At 63.6% G+C, this 14977-nt stretch carries 12 protein-coding genes, 1 tRNA gene and 1 other RNA gene; 9 read left to right on the top strand and 5 right to left on the bottom strand.

Annotation, left to right across the window (positions count from 1 at the left end; translation table 11 throughout):
- Positions 1-46 precede the first annotated feature (46 nt).
- From AC5RU9_RS10845 to AC5RU9_RS10835, 3 genes are all read right to left on the bottom strand, one after another.
- Positions 47-529 carry a glutathione peroxidase gene (locus AC5RU9_RS10845; protein ID WP_494016443.1) on the bottom strand — a complete coding sequence of 161 codons (483 nt, stop codon included), beginning with the start codon at positions 527-529 and terminating at the stop codon, positions 47-49.
- A 76-nt stretch (positions 530-605) separates the two neighbouring features.
- Complete coding sequence (locus AC5RU9_RS10840) at positions 606-2165, bottom strand: M23 family metallopeptidase (RefSeq protein ID WP_494016442.1); 1560 nt, start codon at positions 2163-2165, stop codon at positions 606-608.
- Between the two features lie 158 nt (positions 2166-2323).
- Entirely contained in the window at positions 2324-2701 is a 378-nt protein-coding gene (locus AC5RU9_RS10835) for a MarR family winged helix-turn-helix transcriptional regulator (protein ID WP_494016441.1), read from the bottom strand.
- Between the two features lie 85 nt (positions 2702-2786).
- Between AC5RU9_RS10835 and AC5RU9_RS10830 the strand changes: the two genes are divergently transcribed.
- The 6 genes from AC5RU9_RS10830 to AC5RU9_RS10805 all read left to right on the top strand — a co-directional run bounded on the left by AC5RU9_RS10830 (position 2787) and on the right by AC5RU9_RS10805 (position 9409).
- Positions 2787-4226 (top strand): MFS transporter, encoded by a 1440-nt coding sequence (locus tag AC5RU9_RS10830; protein WP_494016440.1) that lies wholly within the window; start codon positions 2787-2789, stop codon positions 4224-4226.
- Positions 4227-4277: 51 nt separating this feature from the next.
- Complete coding sequence (locus tag AC5RU9_RS10825) at positions 4278-5189, top strand: oxygenase MpaB family protein (protein WP_494016439.1); 912 nt, start codon at positions 4278-4280, stop codon at positions 5187-5189.
- A 297-nt stretch (positions 5190-5486) separates the two neighbouring features.
- The gene (locus AC5RU9_RS10820; RefSeq protein WP_494016438.1) at positions 5487-6581 is read left to right on the top strand and encodes an extracellular solute-binding protein; all 1095 of its coding nucleotides are present in this window, start codon (positions 5487-5489) and stop codon (positions 6579-6581) included.
- 1 nt (position 6582) lies between these two features.
- On the top strand, positions 6583-7470 hold the full coding sequence (locus AC5RU9_RS10815) for an ABC transporter permease (protein ID WP_494016437.1): 888 nt from the start codon (positions 6583-6585) through the stop codon (positions 7468-7470).
- The gene (locus tag AC5RU9_RS10810; protein ID WP_494016436.1) at positions 7457-8284 is read left to right on the top strand and encodes an ABC transporter permease; all 828 of its coding nucleotides are present in this window, start codon (positions 7457-7459) and stop codon (positions 8282-8284) included. Before AC5RU9_RS10815 ends, AC5RU9_RS10810 begins: the two co-directional genes overlap by 14 nt.
- A gap of 9 nt (positions 8285-8293) precedes the next feature.
- Positions 8294-9409: an ABC transporter ATP-binding protein gene (locus AC5RU9_RS10805; RefSeq protein ID WP_494016435.1), complete on the top strand. Its 1116-nt coding sequence runs from the start codon at positions 8294-8296 to the stop codon at positions 9407-9409.
- A gap of 69 nt (positions 9410-9478) precedes the next feature.
- Here AC5RU9_RS10805 and AC5RU9_RS10800 read toward each other — a convergent pair whose 3' ends face one another.
- Positions 9479-12952, bottom strand: coding sequence for a bifunctional proline dehydrogenase/L-glutamate gamma-semialdehyde dehydrogenase (locus tag AC5RU9_RS10800; RefSeq protein WP_494016434.1), 3474 nt, complete (start codon positions 12950-12952; stop codon positions 9479-9481).
- 123 nt (positions 12953-13075) lie between these two features.
- Between AC5RU9_RS10800 and AC5RU9_RS10795 the strand changes: the two genes are divergently transcribed.
- Entirely contained in the window at positions 13076-14005 is a 930-nt protein-coding gene (locus AC5RU9_RS10795) for a LysR family transcriptional regulator (protein WP_494016433.1), read from the top strand.
- Positions 14006-14051: 46 nt separating this feature from the next.
- Here AC5RU9_RS10795 and AC5RU9_RS10790 read toward each other — a convergent pair.
- Positions 14052-14136 (bottom strand) — tRNA-Ser (locus AC5RU9_RS10790).
- Between the two features lie 304 nt (positions 14137-14440).
- Here AC5RU9_RS10790 and AC5RU9_RS10785 point away from each other — a divergent pair.
- The gene (locus AC5RU9_RS10785) at positions 14441-14764 is read left to right on the top strand and encodes a hypothetical protein (protein ID WP_494016432.1); all 324 of its coding nucleotides are present in this window, start codon (positions 14441-14443) and stop codon (positions 14762-14764) included.
- A gap of 90 nt (positions 14765-14854) precedes the next feature.
- Positions 14855-14951: signal recognition particle sRNA small type (gene ffs / locus AC5RU9_RS10780), an RNA gene on the top strand.
- Positions 14952-14977 lie beyond the last annotated feature (26 nt).

Here is a 14977-nt window from a genome sequence, read left to right as displayed (position 1 = left end):
GCGGAATGTTGGAAAATTACTTTTCCTCCCTTCGGAATTGGTGGCTTTACGCCAACGCTTCTTCCACTGCTTTTATCAGGTCTTCGGAGTCGGGCTCCACTGCGGATGGGAATCGTGCCACGACTTTTCCGTCGCGGTTGATGACGAACTTCTCGAAGTTCCACTTAACTTTGACGGGCTCACCGTCGGCGCCCCGGGTCAGCTCGGTGAAGAGGGGGTGCTGTTCCTTGCCCAGCACGTTTGCCTTGCTGGTCAGCGGGAAGGAGACGCCAAAGTTACGCTCGCAGAACTCGGCGATCTCCTCGTCCGCGCCCGGTTCCTGGCCGCCGAACTGGTTGCACGGCACACCCAGGATCTCCAGCCCCTGCTCCCGGTACTTGCCGTACAGCTCCTCCAGGCCCGCGTACTGCCTGGTGAAGCCGCATTCGGAAGCGACGTTGACTACCAACACGGCTTTCCCTTCGAAGCGGCCGAAATCAGCGTCGGAGCCGTCGTTGAAGGTGAGGGGAATGCTGTACAGGCTGGTCATGGGATTCGCTTCCTGACGTCGTCGGCTGGCGGGATCGCCGCCATCGAGCTTACGGGAGCTTGCCGGGTGGCGAAACCTAGGGCGTTGGAATGATGAGCGTGGACAACGGCACGATCACACCGTCCGGGCGCTGGACCTTGTCCGTCCCGATCAGGATGTACCCAGGCGGAAGGACCACAGCCGGGAGCGTCGTTGGAAGTACGGCAGCCGGCGTGGGCACCGGCGCGACGGGAGCGGCCGGCGCGGGGGCCGGGGCTGGTGCCACCACTGGAGCTGGTGCCGGGGCGACCACTGCCGGGGCTGGCGCGATGACTGCTGGAGCCGGCGCAGGAGCCGCTGGTGCGGGCACTGCGGGAGGCACGACGACGGCGGGCGCCGGGGCTACTGGGACCGTCACCGTCGGCGCCACGGTAGTCGTGGACGGAACAGTTGTTGTCGGCGGCACAGTTGTTGTGGGCGGCACAGTCGTCGGTGCGGGCGTCGTCGGGGTCGGAGTGACCGTCGGGGTCGGAGTGACCGTAGGCGTCGGCGTCGGCGTAGGTGTCGGCGTCGGCGTCGGGGTGACCGTCGGCTTGGGGGTGACCGTCGTCGTCGGCGTAGGTGTCGGCGTCGGCGTGGCCGTCGCGGACGGTGCCGGTGTCTGCGTGGTGGGCGGCGTGCTGGTGCCTGGGGCGCTTGGTGTAGCCGGCGGGGTGGTCACTGGTGGAACGACTACCGGCAGTGCCACGGGTTCTTCGTGTTCGCCGCCGATGACTGCGCGGTTGGTGCCATCGGCCACTGGTACAGCCCACTGCGGGGTGGCCGTGGTGCCCGTTCCGACGCCTGGCTCGTAGCTCACCATGGTGATGGGCTGCAACGGATCAACCTGCTTGATGGGCAAGTAGATCCAGCCGTTCGGATTGGTGTGCAGTCCGTTGACGATCGTCTCGAAGTGGAGGTGGCAGCCAGTGGACCAGCCAGTGGTGCCAACCTCAGCAATGACTTCGCCGACGCGGACCGACTGGCCCTTCGTGACGCCGATCGCCTGCAGGTGGTTGTAGGTGGTCACCAGGCCGTTGCCGTGCTCAATTTCCACACGGTTGCCGCCACCCCAGATGTGCCATCCGACGGCCCGGACAATGCCGGCATCGGCGGCGTACACCCGGGTGCCGCATGCTGCAGCGTAATCCTGGCCCCAGTGGAATTCACCGGGGAGGCCGGTCAAGGGACTGTAGCGGTAACCGTAAGGCGAGCTCGGATTGAGGACCTCAAGAGGCGCGTACAAGCTCCCCGCGGGCGGGCGTGGCATACCCGCTGAGGCGACCGTCAAGCCCGATGAACCATCCTTGCTGACGGTCCGGACCACAGCCCGGTCGAAGTACACCATGGGCGTTCCGGCTTGTTGTGCCGGGGGCTCGGGGGCCGGATCGATGACGGTAGTCTCGGCCTCCGGCGCCACCAGGGTGCCCAACGCCGTCGGTTCAACAACGCCCTGCGCCAGGGAACCGCCAATGCTGCTGGTCGGCACGGAAGTGAGTGGCTGGAAGCCAAATGCGATAAACGCCAGGATGGCGAGGCTTCCAGCGATAAGAACGCGGTGGAAGCCTATGGCACGGATCAGTTTTACTGCCCGGTTTGAATCATGATGCTTGCCCACAAAACACTCCCCAAAGCCAGCGGCACCAAACCCCAGCCTGGCGTGCAAGCACCATTGTTGCGGGAATCACAGCAGAAATAAAGGCTTCCCGGGCCCTCGCGCGAGAAAGGTTCCATCAGTTTTTGCTCAAGGCGTCTTGAGCAAAGAGACGGCCGGCCTCAGCCCAGGTTTTCCTTCAGCAGCGCCCGGTGTTCCACCGCGGCGGTGGTGTGCAGGGCGCGGCCAGCCTCGGTCAGTTCCAGGAACAACGAGCGGCGGTCGTCGGCGCAGGTCTGGCGCGAAACGAGGCCGGCTTTTTCCAGCCGGTCCACCACCTTGGAGACGGCACTTTGGGTCATGGGCGTCCGCTCCCCCAGCGACTTCATCCGGCACGAAGACTCTTCGCTGTCGGCTACGAGATCGAGGATTTCGAACTCATTCAGGCCGATATCGAACTTGGCTTCCAGGGCGCGGTCGATCGCCGCTGCGGTGCGGAAGTACGAGTCCTGGATGCTTCGCCACTGCTCAACCAGTTGGCGATCACGCGTCGTTGCCATGTCCTGATTCTAGTTCATTACGCACTTAGAATCCACGTCATAATATTCCTTGTCATTGAATGACGCGTCATATACATTGTTGATCATGACATCACCCACCACCCTCAAAACGTCTGCCGAGCCTCTGGCATCAGCCGTCCGCTGGACGCGGGCACAGTGGCTGCTCCTGATGGTCGTGTGCACCGTCCTGGCCCTGGACGGGCTGGACGTCTCCATGGTTGGCGTTGCTTTGCCCTCCATCGGACATGAACTCAACCTGGGTACCGATTCCCTGCAGTGGATCGTTTCCGCTTACGTCCTCGGCTACGGGAGCCTGCTGCTCCTTGGTGGCCGCCTGGCCGACCTGCTGGGCCGCCGTCGAATCTTCCTCATCGCCTTGACGGTGTTCGCGGCAGCGTCGCTCCTTGGCGGACTGGTGGACGATCCCGCCATCCTGATCGCTACCCGGTTCGTCAAGGGCCTCGCCGCCGCCTTCACCGCCCCCACCGGCTTCTCCATCATCACCACCAACTTTGCGGAGGGACGCGAGCGCAACAAGGCGCTGTCCATCTTCACCACCTTCGGTGCCAGCGGCTTCTCGCTGGGCCTGGTGGTTGGCGGTCTGATGACCAGCCTGAGCTGGCGCTGGACGTTCCTGGTCTCGGTGCCGATCGCCGTGATCGTGGTCCTGCTGGGCATGAAGTTCATTCCCAAGGACAAGCCGTCGGTGGAAGACAGCGGGCACGATATCTGGGGTGCCGTGACGCTCGCCCTGGGCATGCTCGGCCTCGTCTACACCTTGGTTTCAGCACCTGAACACGGCTGGGGATCTGTGGCAACAATCGCCGGGTTCGCAGTTTCTGTCGCCGTGCTGGTGGCCTTCGCAATCATCGAGCGCAAGGTCAAGCACCCGCTGATCCGCTTCGGCATCCTCAAGGAAGGCTGGGTGGCCCGGGCGAACCTGAGCGCAGTGGGCCTGTTCGGTTCCTACCTGAGCTTCCAGTTCATCGTCACCATGTTCCTGCAGTCCGTGCTGGGTTGGACGCCCTTGGGAATGGCACTCGCTTTGCTGCCCGCGGGCTTGCTGGTGGCCACCAGCGCACCGTTCGCTGACCGGCTCATCGAGAAGTTCGGGGCCACGCAACTCATCCTCACCGGCCTGACGGCCCTCGGCCTGGGCTACGTCCTGTTCCTGCGGGTGGGAACCACGCCCAATTACGCGCTGGACATCCTTCCGTCGGTGGTCCTGCTGGGCATTGGCTTCGCATTGGCCTTCCCATCCATCAATGTCCAGGCCACCGCCGGCATCCGCGACTCCGAGCAAGGGCTCGCGGCAGGACTGATCCAGACCAGCACCCAGGTCGGTGCCGCGTTGGTACTGGCCGTCACCACGGCCTTGGTGAGCGGCCACGGACACGCTTCGGGTACGGTCAGCGCCCAGGCCATGCTGGAACAGTACCGTCCGGGACTGATCCTGAGTGCCGCCGTCGCCATTGCCGCCTTGCTGGTGGCAGCAGCGCCTTCCCGACGCCGGGTCACCTCCTAGCCCTCGCGTCTTTCCCCTGTACACGGGCGTGATTGCGAGGTCGAATGGACCATGAGGAATTACCTCACCGAGTACAGGCACGAACTCCAGCGCACGTTCACGGGGACGTCGGGGACGCCGCCTGAGTGGGTGCCGCGCCTGGCCGAAGGGAACGACGCCGGATATCACCTGCCGGGGTCGGCCGTCTGGGCGGTTCATGGTCACGTGGCCACGATCGTGGCCGGGATCAGGGTGCTGCTGATGCAGGCGCTGCACCCCGGCGCGCTGGCTGGGGTATACGAGCACTCCGGTTTCCAGAAGGATCCGCTCGGACGGTTGGCCAACACCGTCAGGTGGATCTTCACCGTGACCTACGGATCCACGGAAGCTGCCGAAGCCGCAACGGCCCGTGTCCGGAAGATCCACGAGCGCGTCCGCGGGACGTACGTAGACGGCAACGGAGTCCGGCGCGAATACGCGGCGAACGATCCCGAACTCCTCCGCTGGGTACACGTCACCTATGCTGACTCCTTCATTACTGCCAACCGCATCTGGGGCCGGCCCATCCCCGGCGGTGCCGATGCCTACGTCCGTGAGTGGGCCGCGGCCGGCAGGCTCATGGGCGTGGACAATCCCCCGCTCACCGAAGCCCAGGTCCATGACGAACTGGAGCAGTGGTATGCCTCAGGAGTCTTGCGGGCCGACGAACGCCTGGCCGAGACGGTGTGGTTCATTCGCCATCCGCCCCTGAGCCCGATGCTCCAGCCGGGCTACCGCATCCTGTTCGCGGCCGCCGTCGCAAGCCTTGAACCCCGATACCGCGACATGCTTGGGCTCCGGGCGCCCCGGCTCGGGCCTATCCCCCTGCCAGTCATCACCGCTGCCAGGGCGGTGCTGGGCATGGTCCGGTTGGCCCTCGGATCGCACGGGCCCAGCGAACAAGCAGCCCGGAGACGGTTGCAGAGACTCGGGTACGCCACATAACCGCGCACCTCGAAAGCCCGCCTAGTGCGGGCTTTTCTTTTGAGCGAGATGTTTCTTAATGCAACACAACCGTTGACTGGTGATCAACCTCACAGTTACAGTTACGGCACCCCAACGGCCACGACGGCCCGACAAATTCCCCGTCGAATGCTTCGGAGCGAAAGGTGCGCGCAACCCGCCGCCGACAACTACCCGCGCATTCTTCGGGATGTATCCCCAGCACAACGCCCGTCTCCCCCTTGGTCCGTCTTGTCAAACGGAGCCTTGACGTTGGCGTCAATGAAAGGCAATGAAGCCATGACTGAATCCCGATCCCACGTTTTTGACCGCCGGCAGATCCTCAAAGCAGCGGCACTGACGCCGTTCGCCGGACTGGCACTATCCGGTTGCAGTTCCAAGGCCCCCGAGAGTGCCGCAGCCAACAAGACCGTCACAGTCACTTCCTACGGCGGCTCCTACAACGATCAATTCACCCAGACCATCCTGGATCCCTTCGCCAAGCAGACGGGCATCCAGCCGACGCTCCTGGCCAACACCAGCCTTGCCTCCCTCAAGGCCCAGGTTCAGTCCGGCGACGTGCAATGGGACCTGGTGGAAATCACGGCACCGGAATACGAAACGGCCGTGGCCGAGGGACTCCTGGAAAAGTTCGACTACGACATCATTAGCGATAAAGGCCTTCCCAGCTACGCCAAGGCTGAGTACGGCATCAAATACTTGAGCTTCCTGTTCGTCATGGCGTGGGACCAGAACGCCATTCCGGACGCCCAAGCACCCAAAGACTGGGCGCAGTTCTTCGATCAGGACAAGTTCGCCGGCAAGCGTTCCGTGTACAACCAGTTGTCCGACAGCTCAGTACTGGAAGCAGCCTTGCTGGCTGACGGTGTGCCGTTCGAGAAGATCTACCCGCTTGACGTTGACCGGGCGCTGCGGGTCCTTGGCCACCATCCTGGCAAAGACCGCCTCCTCTACCACTCGGCCAACCAAGAGCCCATCCAGCAGCTGACCTCGGGAGAGGTCTCGCTGTCCACGAGCTTCAACAACAGGATCAACGCCGCCCGCAAGGACGGCGCGAAATTGAACTTCACAGCCGAGAACGCGGTCCTGGCGGGCGATTATTTTGTGGTTCCCAAGGGGGCAAAGAACAAGGAAGCTGCTTTCAAACTGATGAACTTCATGTCCAACGATGCTGAGGCTGGAGCGGCGTTCGACTCCGTCACCAACCTGACCCTTGCGAACACTCCCGCACTGTCCAAACTGCCCAAGGAGGTTGCAGACACCCTGCCTACCAGCCCGCTTCTTGCGGACAAGATCCTGATCCGGGACGACAAATGGTGGTCCCAGAACCTGAAGAAGACCGAGCAGCAATTCAAGCTGTGGCAGGCCAGCTGACATGAGCGCAGCGACTCTTCAAAGCCACAAGGCGAAAGGCCGCGGGACGCCGGATCCGCACGCGGCAAAGCCACGACGACGAAAAAGCGGGTGGTGGTTGCTGTTGGCACCCGTCCTGGTATTCGACGTCGTTCTATTCCTGACTCCGCTGGGCAAGTTGGTAGGTTCAAGCTTTTCAGACAATGCGTACCAGCGCGTATTGGAGGATCCACTGGTCATTCGTTCGCTCGTGAACACCCTGACCATCAGCCTGGCATCCACCGTGGTGACTGTGGTTCTGGGCTATGTCATTGCCCTGGTCCTCTGGCGCGCAGGGAACGTCCTGCGGGTAGTCCTGTTCGCCGTGGTCTTGCTTCCGTTCTGGACCGGCATCCTGGTAAAGAACTTCGCCTGGGCGGTTTTGCTCCAGGACAACGGCATCATCAACGCGTTCCTCCAGGGCGTCGGGCTGACAAGCGCTCCGATCGAGTTGCTCCACAACCGCTTCGCAGTCATCATCGGCATGGTTCATTGCCTGTTGCCCTACGCCGTTTTCCCGATCTTTTCGTCCTTGACGGCCATCGATGAACGCCTCGGGCTTGCGGCGCGGTCGCTCGGCGCCAAAGAAGCCCCGATTTTCCGCCACATCACCCTTCCCCTTAGCGCTCCAGGCGTCTCGGCGGCCGGTCTGCTGGTCTTCATCATGAGTACCGGATTCTTCATCACACCCGTGGTCATGGGTGGCCCCGGCGACATGATGATCGCCAACCAGATTGACTACTACGCGCGACAGTTGACCGATTTCCCAGGCGCCGCGGCCTTGGCCGTGATCCTCACCGCCCTGGTCAGCGTCCTGGTAGCGGTCTACCAAAGGGTCCTCAAAGCCGGAGGCCAGCATGAAGACAACTAACCCCCAGCACCGCCTGGTTCCCCTGGTGTCACTGCCAATCTTCCTGTTCCTGGTGGTGCCTACCCTCATTGTGGTCCCCGTGGCTCTCAATGACAGCCGCTACATCACGTTCCCGCCCGAGGGCCTGTCCTTCGCCGCAGTGGCCGGCTTCTTCGCAGACCCGGCATGGACATCCGCCCTGTGGGCCAGCCTGCAGTCAGCAGGCATAGCCGTGCTCATCGGCCTCCTGATCGGTTCCAGCGCGGCCGTCGCACTTCACGGCCGCAAGTTTCCAGGGAAGTCGGTGGTGATAGGGCTGATACTCGCGCCGATGATCGTGCCCACAGTGGTGCTGGCCCTTGCTTTCTACCAGTTCTTCATCTCCGTTGGCATGGTTGGGAGCATCATCCCCATCGGTTTGGCGCACGCCATTATCGCCACGCCCTACGTGTTCCTCACAACCCGTGCCAGCCTCGCCGGGCTCAACCCGGCATTGGTGCGTTCGGCGCAAAGCCTCGGAGCGGGTGCCTTGTCCATCTTCCGCCACGTGTATCTGCCCGTCATCCTTCCGGGCCTGATCTCAGGGGCATTGTTTGCTTTCTCCGTATCCATTGACGAAACCGTGATGTCCCTGTTCATGCAGTCCCCCGGCGCCACCACGTTGCCCGTGAAGATGTTCACCGACATCCAGTTCAACCTGACTCCAAAGATCGCCGTTTCCTCGGCCCTGCTGGTCAGCGTGGCCACCATTGGACTCCTGCTCCAGGTCATGTTCGTCCTGAAACGCCGATCGACCTCCCGGATGATGCCCCTGGCCGTCTCCGCCCAAACGTAAGGAACAACGATGACCGCATCCATGACTTCCACCGCAACCCCTCCGGCGTCGGCCGCCCAGGCCCAGGGTCTGCTTGAGCTTCGGCAGGTCCGCAAGAGCTACGGCGAGTTTGTCGCCGTCGACCAGTTGGACCTGACCGTCCAGCCCGGCGAATTCGTAACCCTCCTCGGGCCCAGTGGATCGGGCAAGACCACCACCATGATGATGGTGGCCGGGTTCGAAGAACACACCTCAGGATCAGTCCTGATAGATGGCCAGCCGGTAGACACACTCCCCCCTCGGGAACGGAATCTGGGCGTCGTCTTCCAGAACTATGCCCTCTTTCCACACATGACTGCCCTCGAGAATGTGGAGTTCGCACTTCGCATGCGAAAGGTACCTGTAGCGGAACGGCGCCAGCGGGCACGCGAAGCGCTGAAGCGCGTGGGCCTTGGCGCCTTGGGTGATCGCAAGCCGCGCCAGCTCTCCGGTGGCCAGCAACAACGCGTGGCGCTGGCACGGGCCTTGGTATTCAACCCCGCGGCCCTGCTGCTGGATGAGCCCATGGCGGCCCTGGACAAACGGCTCCGCGAGCAGATGCAGGAAGAGATCAAGACCCTCCAGAAGAGCCTGGGGATCTCCGTTCTGTTCGTTACCCATGACCAGGAAGAAGCCATGGCGATGTCGGACAGGATCGTGGTGATGAAAGACGGGCGCATCGTGCAGTCAGGGCCGCCGGAGGAGGTGTACAACCACCCGCTCACGGACTGGGTGGCCGGCTTCCTTGGCGACACAAACCTCATTCCGTGCAAAGTGCTGGAGCGCAACGGCAGGGAAGCCAGCGTGGATCTGGGTGGCTTGGGAGTGGCACGTGTGACGGACCAGGGTGCTTCCGGGACGGACTATGCAGTCTCCATTCGCCCCGAGCACCTCAAGTTCAGCTCAACCCCGCCGGCGACCGGCGGTTGCCAGGCTGTCATCACCTCGTCCACCAACCTTGGCGCTACGGTGCGGTACCGGCTCACGGCGGGTGGGCACGATCTGATGCTGAGGGAAATGAGCTCCGAGTCGGGCACCCGTTCAACAGGTGATCTGTGGGTCAGCTGGGACTCGGATAAGGCCCAGCTGCTGGTCCTGGAGTCCTAGAGGAACGCGTAAAGCCGGGCAGGACGACTTTTCAGCGTCCTGCCCGGCTTCTTTGCGGACTTCAGGGAACTAGATCAACGCGTCCGACAGGTGGTTCGGGGTACCGAAGCGGTGGGCCGTGATGGATACAGCCTGCTCGCGGAGGAACGGCAACATCTCGATCCGACCGGCCTGCGTCACTGCGCCGTGGTAAACCGCAACGTCCGGACGGCCACCCATGGCCGCGCTCAGCGCGGCGAAGTCGCCACCGATCAAGCGGATGCGGCCGCCGTCGAACTTTGCCGCACGGGACAGCCACGCGGCGTCGTCCTCAACCCGGACGCTGACGCCCAGGTTCGCGAACACTGTCACCACGGCGTCGGGAAGTACGACGGCGGAGCTCACCGTCAGCTTTGAGCCAGCCACTGCACCGGCTGCTACGACGCGGAGCAGCTCAGCGAGTCGCTCGCCTTCGGAGAGACGGATGGTGACAGGGAGGGAGCGGTAGCGGAAGACGTTGCGCTCTGCGGAGAGGGCGGAAACATCCTGGCGCGTGCCGAACTCGGATTCCCAGGCGGCGGCGTCGCTGAAGAGTGCCTGCTGGAGGGTCTGGAGTTCCCCGGCAGTAACGTCAGCGGACTTGGCAGCGGCAAGGATCTGCGAGGCCGCACCCTGAAGGACGGTGCCGCGCTTGGCCTTTGCCTCGGCCGGGAGCCAACTGCCCAGGCCGATCAGGTAGTTCGGTCCACCGGCCTTGGTTCCGGCGCCAACAGCCGACTTCTTCCAGCCACCGAACGGCTGGCGCTGCACGATCGCACCGGTGATGCCGCGGTTGACGTACAGGTTGCCGGCCTGGATGGTGTCCAGCCAGACGCCCATCTCGGCGGAGTCCAGGGAGTGCAGGCCGGCGGTGAGGCCGTACTCGATCTCGTTCTGGATGGCGATTGCTTCCTCAAGGGTTTCGGCGGTCATGACACCCAGCACCGGGCCGAAGAACTCGGTCAGGTGGAAGTAGGAGCCACGCTTGACGCCCGAGCGGATACCCGGGGACCACAAACGGCCGGTCTCGTCGAGGCGCTCGGGCTTGATGGCCCAGGTCTCGCCGTCGCCCAGGGTGGTGAGCGCGTTCAGGAGCTTGCCGTTGGCCGGTTCGATGATCGGCCCCATCTGGGTGGTGGCATCCTCCGGGTAGCCGACGGTCAGCGAGCGGGCGGCGTCGATGAGCTGGTTGTGGAAGCGGGCGCTCTTCGCCACCGAGCCCACCAGGATCACCAAGGACGCGGCAGAGCACTTCTGTCCGGCGTGGCCGAATGCCGAGTACACGACGTCCTTCGCGGCAAGGTCCAGGTCGGCACTCGGGGTGACGATGATGGCGTTCTTGCCGGACGTCTCCGCGAGCAGCGGCAGGTCCTGGCGGAAGGAACGGAACAGTTCAGCCGTTTCGTAGCCACCTGTGAGGATCACGCGGTCAACGCTGGGGTGTGAGACCAGCTGGGTGCCAAGCTCACGCTCTTCGAGCTGGACGAGTGCCAGCACTTCACGCGGAACACCGGCTTCCCACAGGGCGTCCACCATAACGGAACCGGAGCGGCGGGCCTGCTTTGCAGGCTTGATCACGACGGCGGACCCTGAGGCGAGTGCTGCGAGGGTGGAGCCTGCGGGGATCGCCACAGGGAAGTTCCACGGCGGGGTCACCACGGTGAGGTTCGCTGGGACGAACGTGGCGCCGTCGACCGTTTCCAGGTCCTTGGCGCGCTCGGCGTAGTAGTGCGCGAAGTCGATTGCTTCGCTGACCTCGGGGTCGCCCTGGTCGATGGTCTTGCCGGTCTCGGAAGCCATGACTTCCAGGAGTTCGGCGCGGCGGGCCTCCAGGACCTCGCCGGCACGGTGCAGGATGGCTGCGCGCTCGGCGGCCGGACGTGCACCCCAGGCCTTACCGTGATCCACGGCGGTGGCGATGATGCGGTCCAGTTCGGCTGCGTCGGAGACCTTGGTGGACTCGACGATCTTGTTGCCGGCGGTGGAACCGGGGATGCGCTTGAGGATGTCGCGGCCCCAGGCGCGGTTGGCCGGAAGCGCGGGGTCCGTGTCAGGGGTGTTGCGGAAGCCCTCAAGTGGTGCCGGATCGGCGGGGAGGCGACGGTCCTGCTTGCGGTTGGGGCCCGGGACCTCGTCCTTCATGTTGGCCAGGGAGTCCAGGAAGCGCTGCTGCTCGCGCTTGAACAGGCCCTCGTTTTCGCTGAGCTCGAAGACGGCGGACATGAAGTTTTCCTGGCTTGCACCCTCTTCAAGGCGGCGGATCAGGTACGCGATGGCGACATCGAACTCGCCCGGGTGGACCACCGGTGTGTAGAGCAGGAGGCTGCCGACATCCTTGCGGACCGCAGTGGCCTGGCCGGTTGCCATGCCCAGGAGCATTTCGAACTCAATCGCTTTCTGCCCCTGACCGGCAATCCCACGCTGCTTGGCGAGCAACCACGCGAACGCGACATCAAAGAGGTTGTGGCCGGCAACGCCGATTCGGACAGCGTCAACGTGCTCCGGGGTGAGGGCGTAGTTGATGACGTTCTTGTAGCTGGTGTCCGAGTCCTGCTTGGTGCCCCAGGTGGCCAGCGGCCAGTCGTGCAGGGAGGCTTCGACCTGCTCCATGGGAAGGTTGGCGCCCTTGACCACGCGGACCTTGATGGGAGCACCGCCCTGGGCACGGCGTTCGGTGGCCCACTCCTGCAGTTCCTGCATGGCGCCAAGGGCGTCCGGAAGGTAGGCCTGGAGGACGATTCCGGCTTCCAGGTTCTTGAACTCGGGCATGTCCAGGATGCGCTTGAACACCGCGATGGTCATGCTGAGGTCCTTGTATTCCTCCATGTCCAGGTTGATGAACTTGGGCTTGGGGAAGGACGCGGCGAGGCGGTAAAGCGGGGTGAGCTTCTCCACCACGTGCTCGACGGCTTCGTCGAAGGCCCATGGGGAGTGCGGGGCCACGGTGGAGGATTCCTTGATGGAGACGTAGTCCACGTCTTCGCGGGCCAGGAGTTTGAGGGTGCCTTCGAGGCGACGCTGCGCTTCGTGTTCGCCCAGGACGGCTTCGCCGAGGAGGTTCACGTTCAGGTGCACGCCGTCCTGGCGGATCTTCGCAATGGCCGGGCCGAGCTTTGCGTCGGTGGCGTCGACGATGAGGTGGCCCACCATTTCGCGGAGCACGCGGCGGGCAATGGGGATAACGACCTGCGGGAGGATCGGAGCCATGACGCCGCCCACGCGGACAGCGCTGCGCATGTACCAGGGCAGGAACTTGGGGACCTTCGGGGCCAGCTCGGCGAGTTTACGGCCGGCGACGGAAAGATCCTCAGGGCGGATGACGCCGTCGACGAATCCGACCGTGAAGTCCAAGCCGTTGGGGTCTTTCAAGACGCCGGCAAGGCGCTGGGCGGAGACGTCCACGGGGATCTTGCTGGCTTCGGTCAACCAGTGGCGGACCAAGGCAATGGCTTCCTGGGCAAGATCATCGAACTGTCCGGAATCCTGGGTGCTCGGGGCGGTGGCATCCGGGATGGTGCTGGTCATGGGGGCTCCTTCTGAGGCAGAGAAGTTTGTTTCTTTCCATCAGTATGGATCTACAATCACGTTAGGAAAAGCGATCTTTTCCGACGAATATTCGTTATCCATTCCGATCTTTTGGAGGCCGACTTGCTGGATGTCCGCAGGCTCCGTTTGCTGCACGAGTTGAAGATCCGCGGAACGCTCGCCGAAGTGGCCGACGCGATGCAGTACAGCCCGTCATCGGTGTCGCAGCAGCTGACCCTCCTGGAGAAGGAGGCCGGGGTCGAACTGCTCCGCAAAGCCGGGCGCCGCGTTCAGCTGACCCCGCAGGCGGAGATCCTCGTAGCCCATACCGCCGCCCTTTTGGAGACCCTGGAAAAGGCCGAAACCGACCTTGCCGCCTCATTGTCGATGGTGACGGGAACCGTGCGCCTGGCCGTATTCCAATCCGCCGCACTGGCCCTGCTCCCGGACTTCCTCAGCATCATGCGTAAGGAGTACCCCGAGGTCCGCGTCGAAATGACCCAGCGCGAACCCGAAACGGCCCTGTACGAAACGTGGGCCCGGGACTTCGACCTGGTAGTTGCCGAGCAATACCCAGGCCATGCCGCCCCGCACCACAGCGGCCTGGACCGCGTCATCCTCACCAGCGACGCCATCAGGCTGGCTACTCCCCCCGTGGGGCTCGGTGGCGAAACCGTAGCCACCCTCGCGGACACAGCGTCGATGCCCTGGGTCATGGAGCCCCGCGGCGCGGCCTCCCGGCATTGGGCCGAGCAGGCCTGCCGGTCCGCAGGTTTCGAACCCGACGTCCGGTATGAAACAGCCGATCTCCAAGCCCAAATCCGGCTCATCGAATCCGGAAACGCTGTAGCGCTCATGCCCGATCTGGTCTGGACGGGCCGAACGCGGACTGTTCAGTTGCTGGACCTCCCCGGGCTGCCGAAGCGGACCGTGTTCACCTCCACCCGAACGGCCGGGCGCATCCACCCAGCCACCGCGGCGTGCCGTGAAGTGCTGGAGCGCGTCGCAGCGGCACAACAATTGGACGCGGAACAGCAGGCGGACGCTGGGTAACTCCCGGAAACGCAAAAGGCCCCAGTCCGAGGACTGGGGCCAAACGCGGAGAATGGGGGATTTGAACCCCCGAGGGCGTTAACCCAACACGCGTTCCAGGCGTGCGCCATAGGCCGCTAGGCGAATTCTCCTTGCTTCCGATTCGAAAGCAGATACTACTGTACCTGAGAATTTCGGCATCGTGTAATCGGCCCGGGCTGGCGTTCTCGGACAGGGTTGTCGAAGTGCCGCTTAACGGAAAAATGGACGCCCCCAACGCGCCCATTCTTGCGGTACCACCGTTGAGCTACCGGGTCCGGCCCCTCGCCCCCAGGCCCCGCAGCTCACAACCTTGAGATTGCCCCAATCGGTGTACATACCCATGGTCCGCCGCGAACCTCGGATTTGCAATGGTTGAGACCTGTTTGTAGCCGAAGTTGCTGACAAGATGTCTGCATGACGCAGCTTCATGCACTGGTGGTTTACGTACCTGAGACGCATATTGAGGAAGTTCTCCTGGCCATCGGAGACGCCGGCGCGGGTCGGATCGGCGACTACTCCCACTGCGCTTTCACCTCGCCGGGCACAGGCCGCTTCACACCGTTGCCGGGGGCGCGGCCGTTCGTTGGCGACGTTGGGATTGAAGAGCAGGTGCCGGAAATTCGGGTCGAGTGCGCGGTGCAGGAGGAAATTCTCGACGGCGTTGTGCTGGCTTTGCGGGCATCGCACCCTTATGAGGAACCCGCCTTCATGACGTGGCCGGTGAACGGTTGGCGATGATGGGCAGGCTACCGGCCACCCGCCGTCGAGCCTCATCCACAGCCCCCGGCGGCCGATTCGAACCCCGCCCCGAGTTCGGGTAAGCTTGTCGACGGCCCCTCATGTGGCGTCATCCTGTTGAACTCCCCCAGGACCGGAAGGTAGCAAGGGTAGATGGGCTCTGGCGGGTGCATGAGGGGTCTCTTATTTAAATGTCAGTCCCTATAGGTAGGT

The sequence above is a fragment of the Arthrobacter sp. B0316-5-4 genome (assembly GCF_059090325.1).
This window is presented reverse-complemented; position numbering and strand designations above follow the sequence as displayed.

Coding starts and splice junctions, on each gene's coding strand:
- AC5RU9_RS10845 (WP_494016443.1), bottom strand. CDS start 529: ATGACCAGCCTGTACAGCATTCCCCTCACCTTCAACGACGGCTCCGAC.
- AC5RU9_RS10835 (WP_494016441.1), bottom strand. CDS start 2,701: ATGGCAACGACGCGTGATCGCCAACTGGTTGAGCAGTGGCGAAGCATC.
- AC5RU9_RS10830 (WP_494016440.1), top strand. CDS start 2,787: ATGACATCACCCACCACCCTCAAAACGTCTGCCGAGCCTCTGGCATCA.
- AC5RU9_RS10825 (WP_494016439.1), top strand. CDS start 4,278: ATGAGGAATTACCTCACCGAGTACAGGCACGAACTCCAGCGCACGTTC.
- AC5RU9_RS10820 (WP_494016438.1), top strand. CDS start 5,487: ATGACTGAATCCCGATCCCACGTTTTTGACCGCCGGCAGATCCTCAAA.
- AC5RU9_RS10815 (WP_494016437.1), top strand. CDS start 6,583: ATGAGCGCAGCGACTCTTCAAAGCCACAAGGCGAAAGGCCGCGGGACG.
- AC5RU9_RS10810 (WP_494016436.1), top strand. CDS start 7,457: ATGAAGACAACTAACCCCCAGCACCGCCTGGTTCCCCTGGTGTCACTG.
- AC5RU9_RS10805 (WP_494016435.1), top strand. CDS start 8,294: ATGACCGCATCCATGACTTCCACCGCAACCCCTCCGGCGTCGGCCGCC.
- AC5RU9_RS10800 (WP_494016434.1), bottom strand. CDS start 12,952: ATGACCAGCACCATCCCGGATGCCACCGCCCCGAGCACCCAGGATTCC.
- AC5RU9_RS10785 (WP_494016432.1), top strand. CDS start 14,441: ATGACGCAGCTTCATGCACTGGTGGTTTACGTACCTGAGACGCATATT.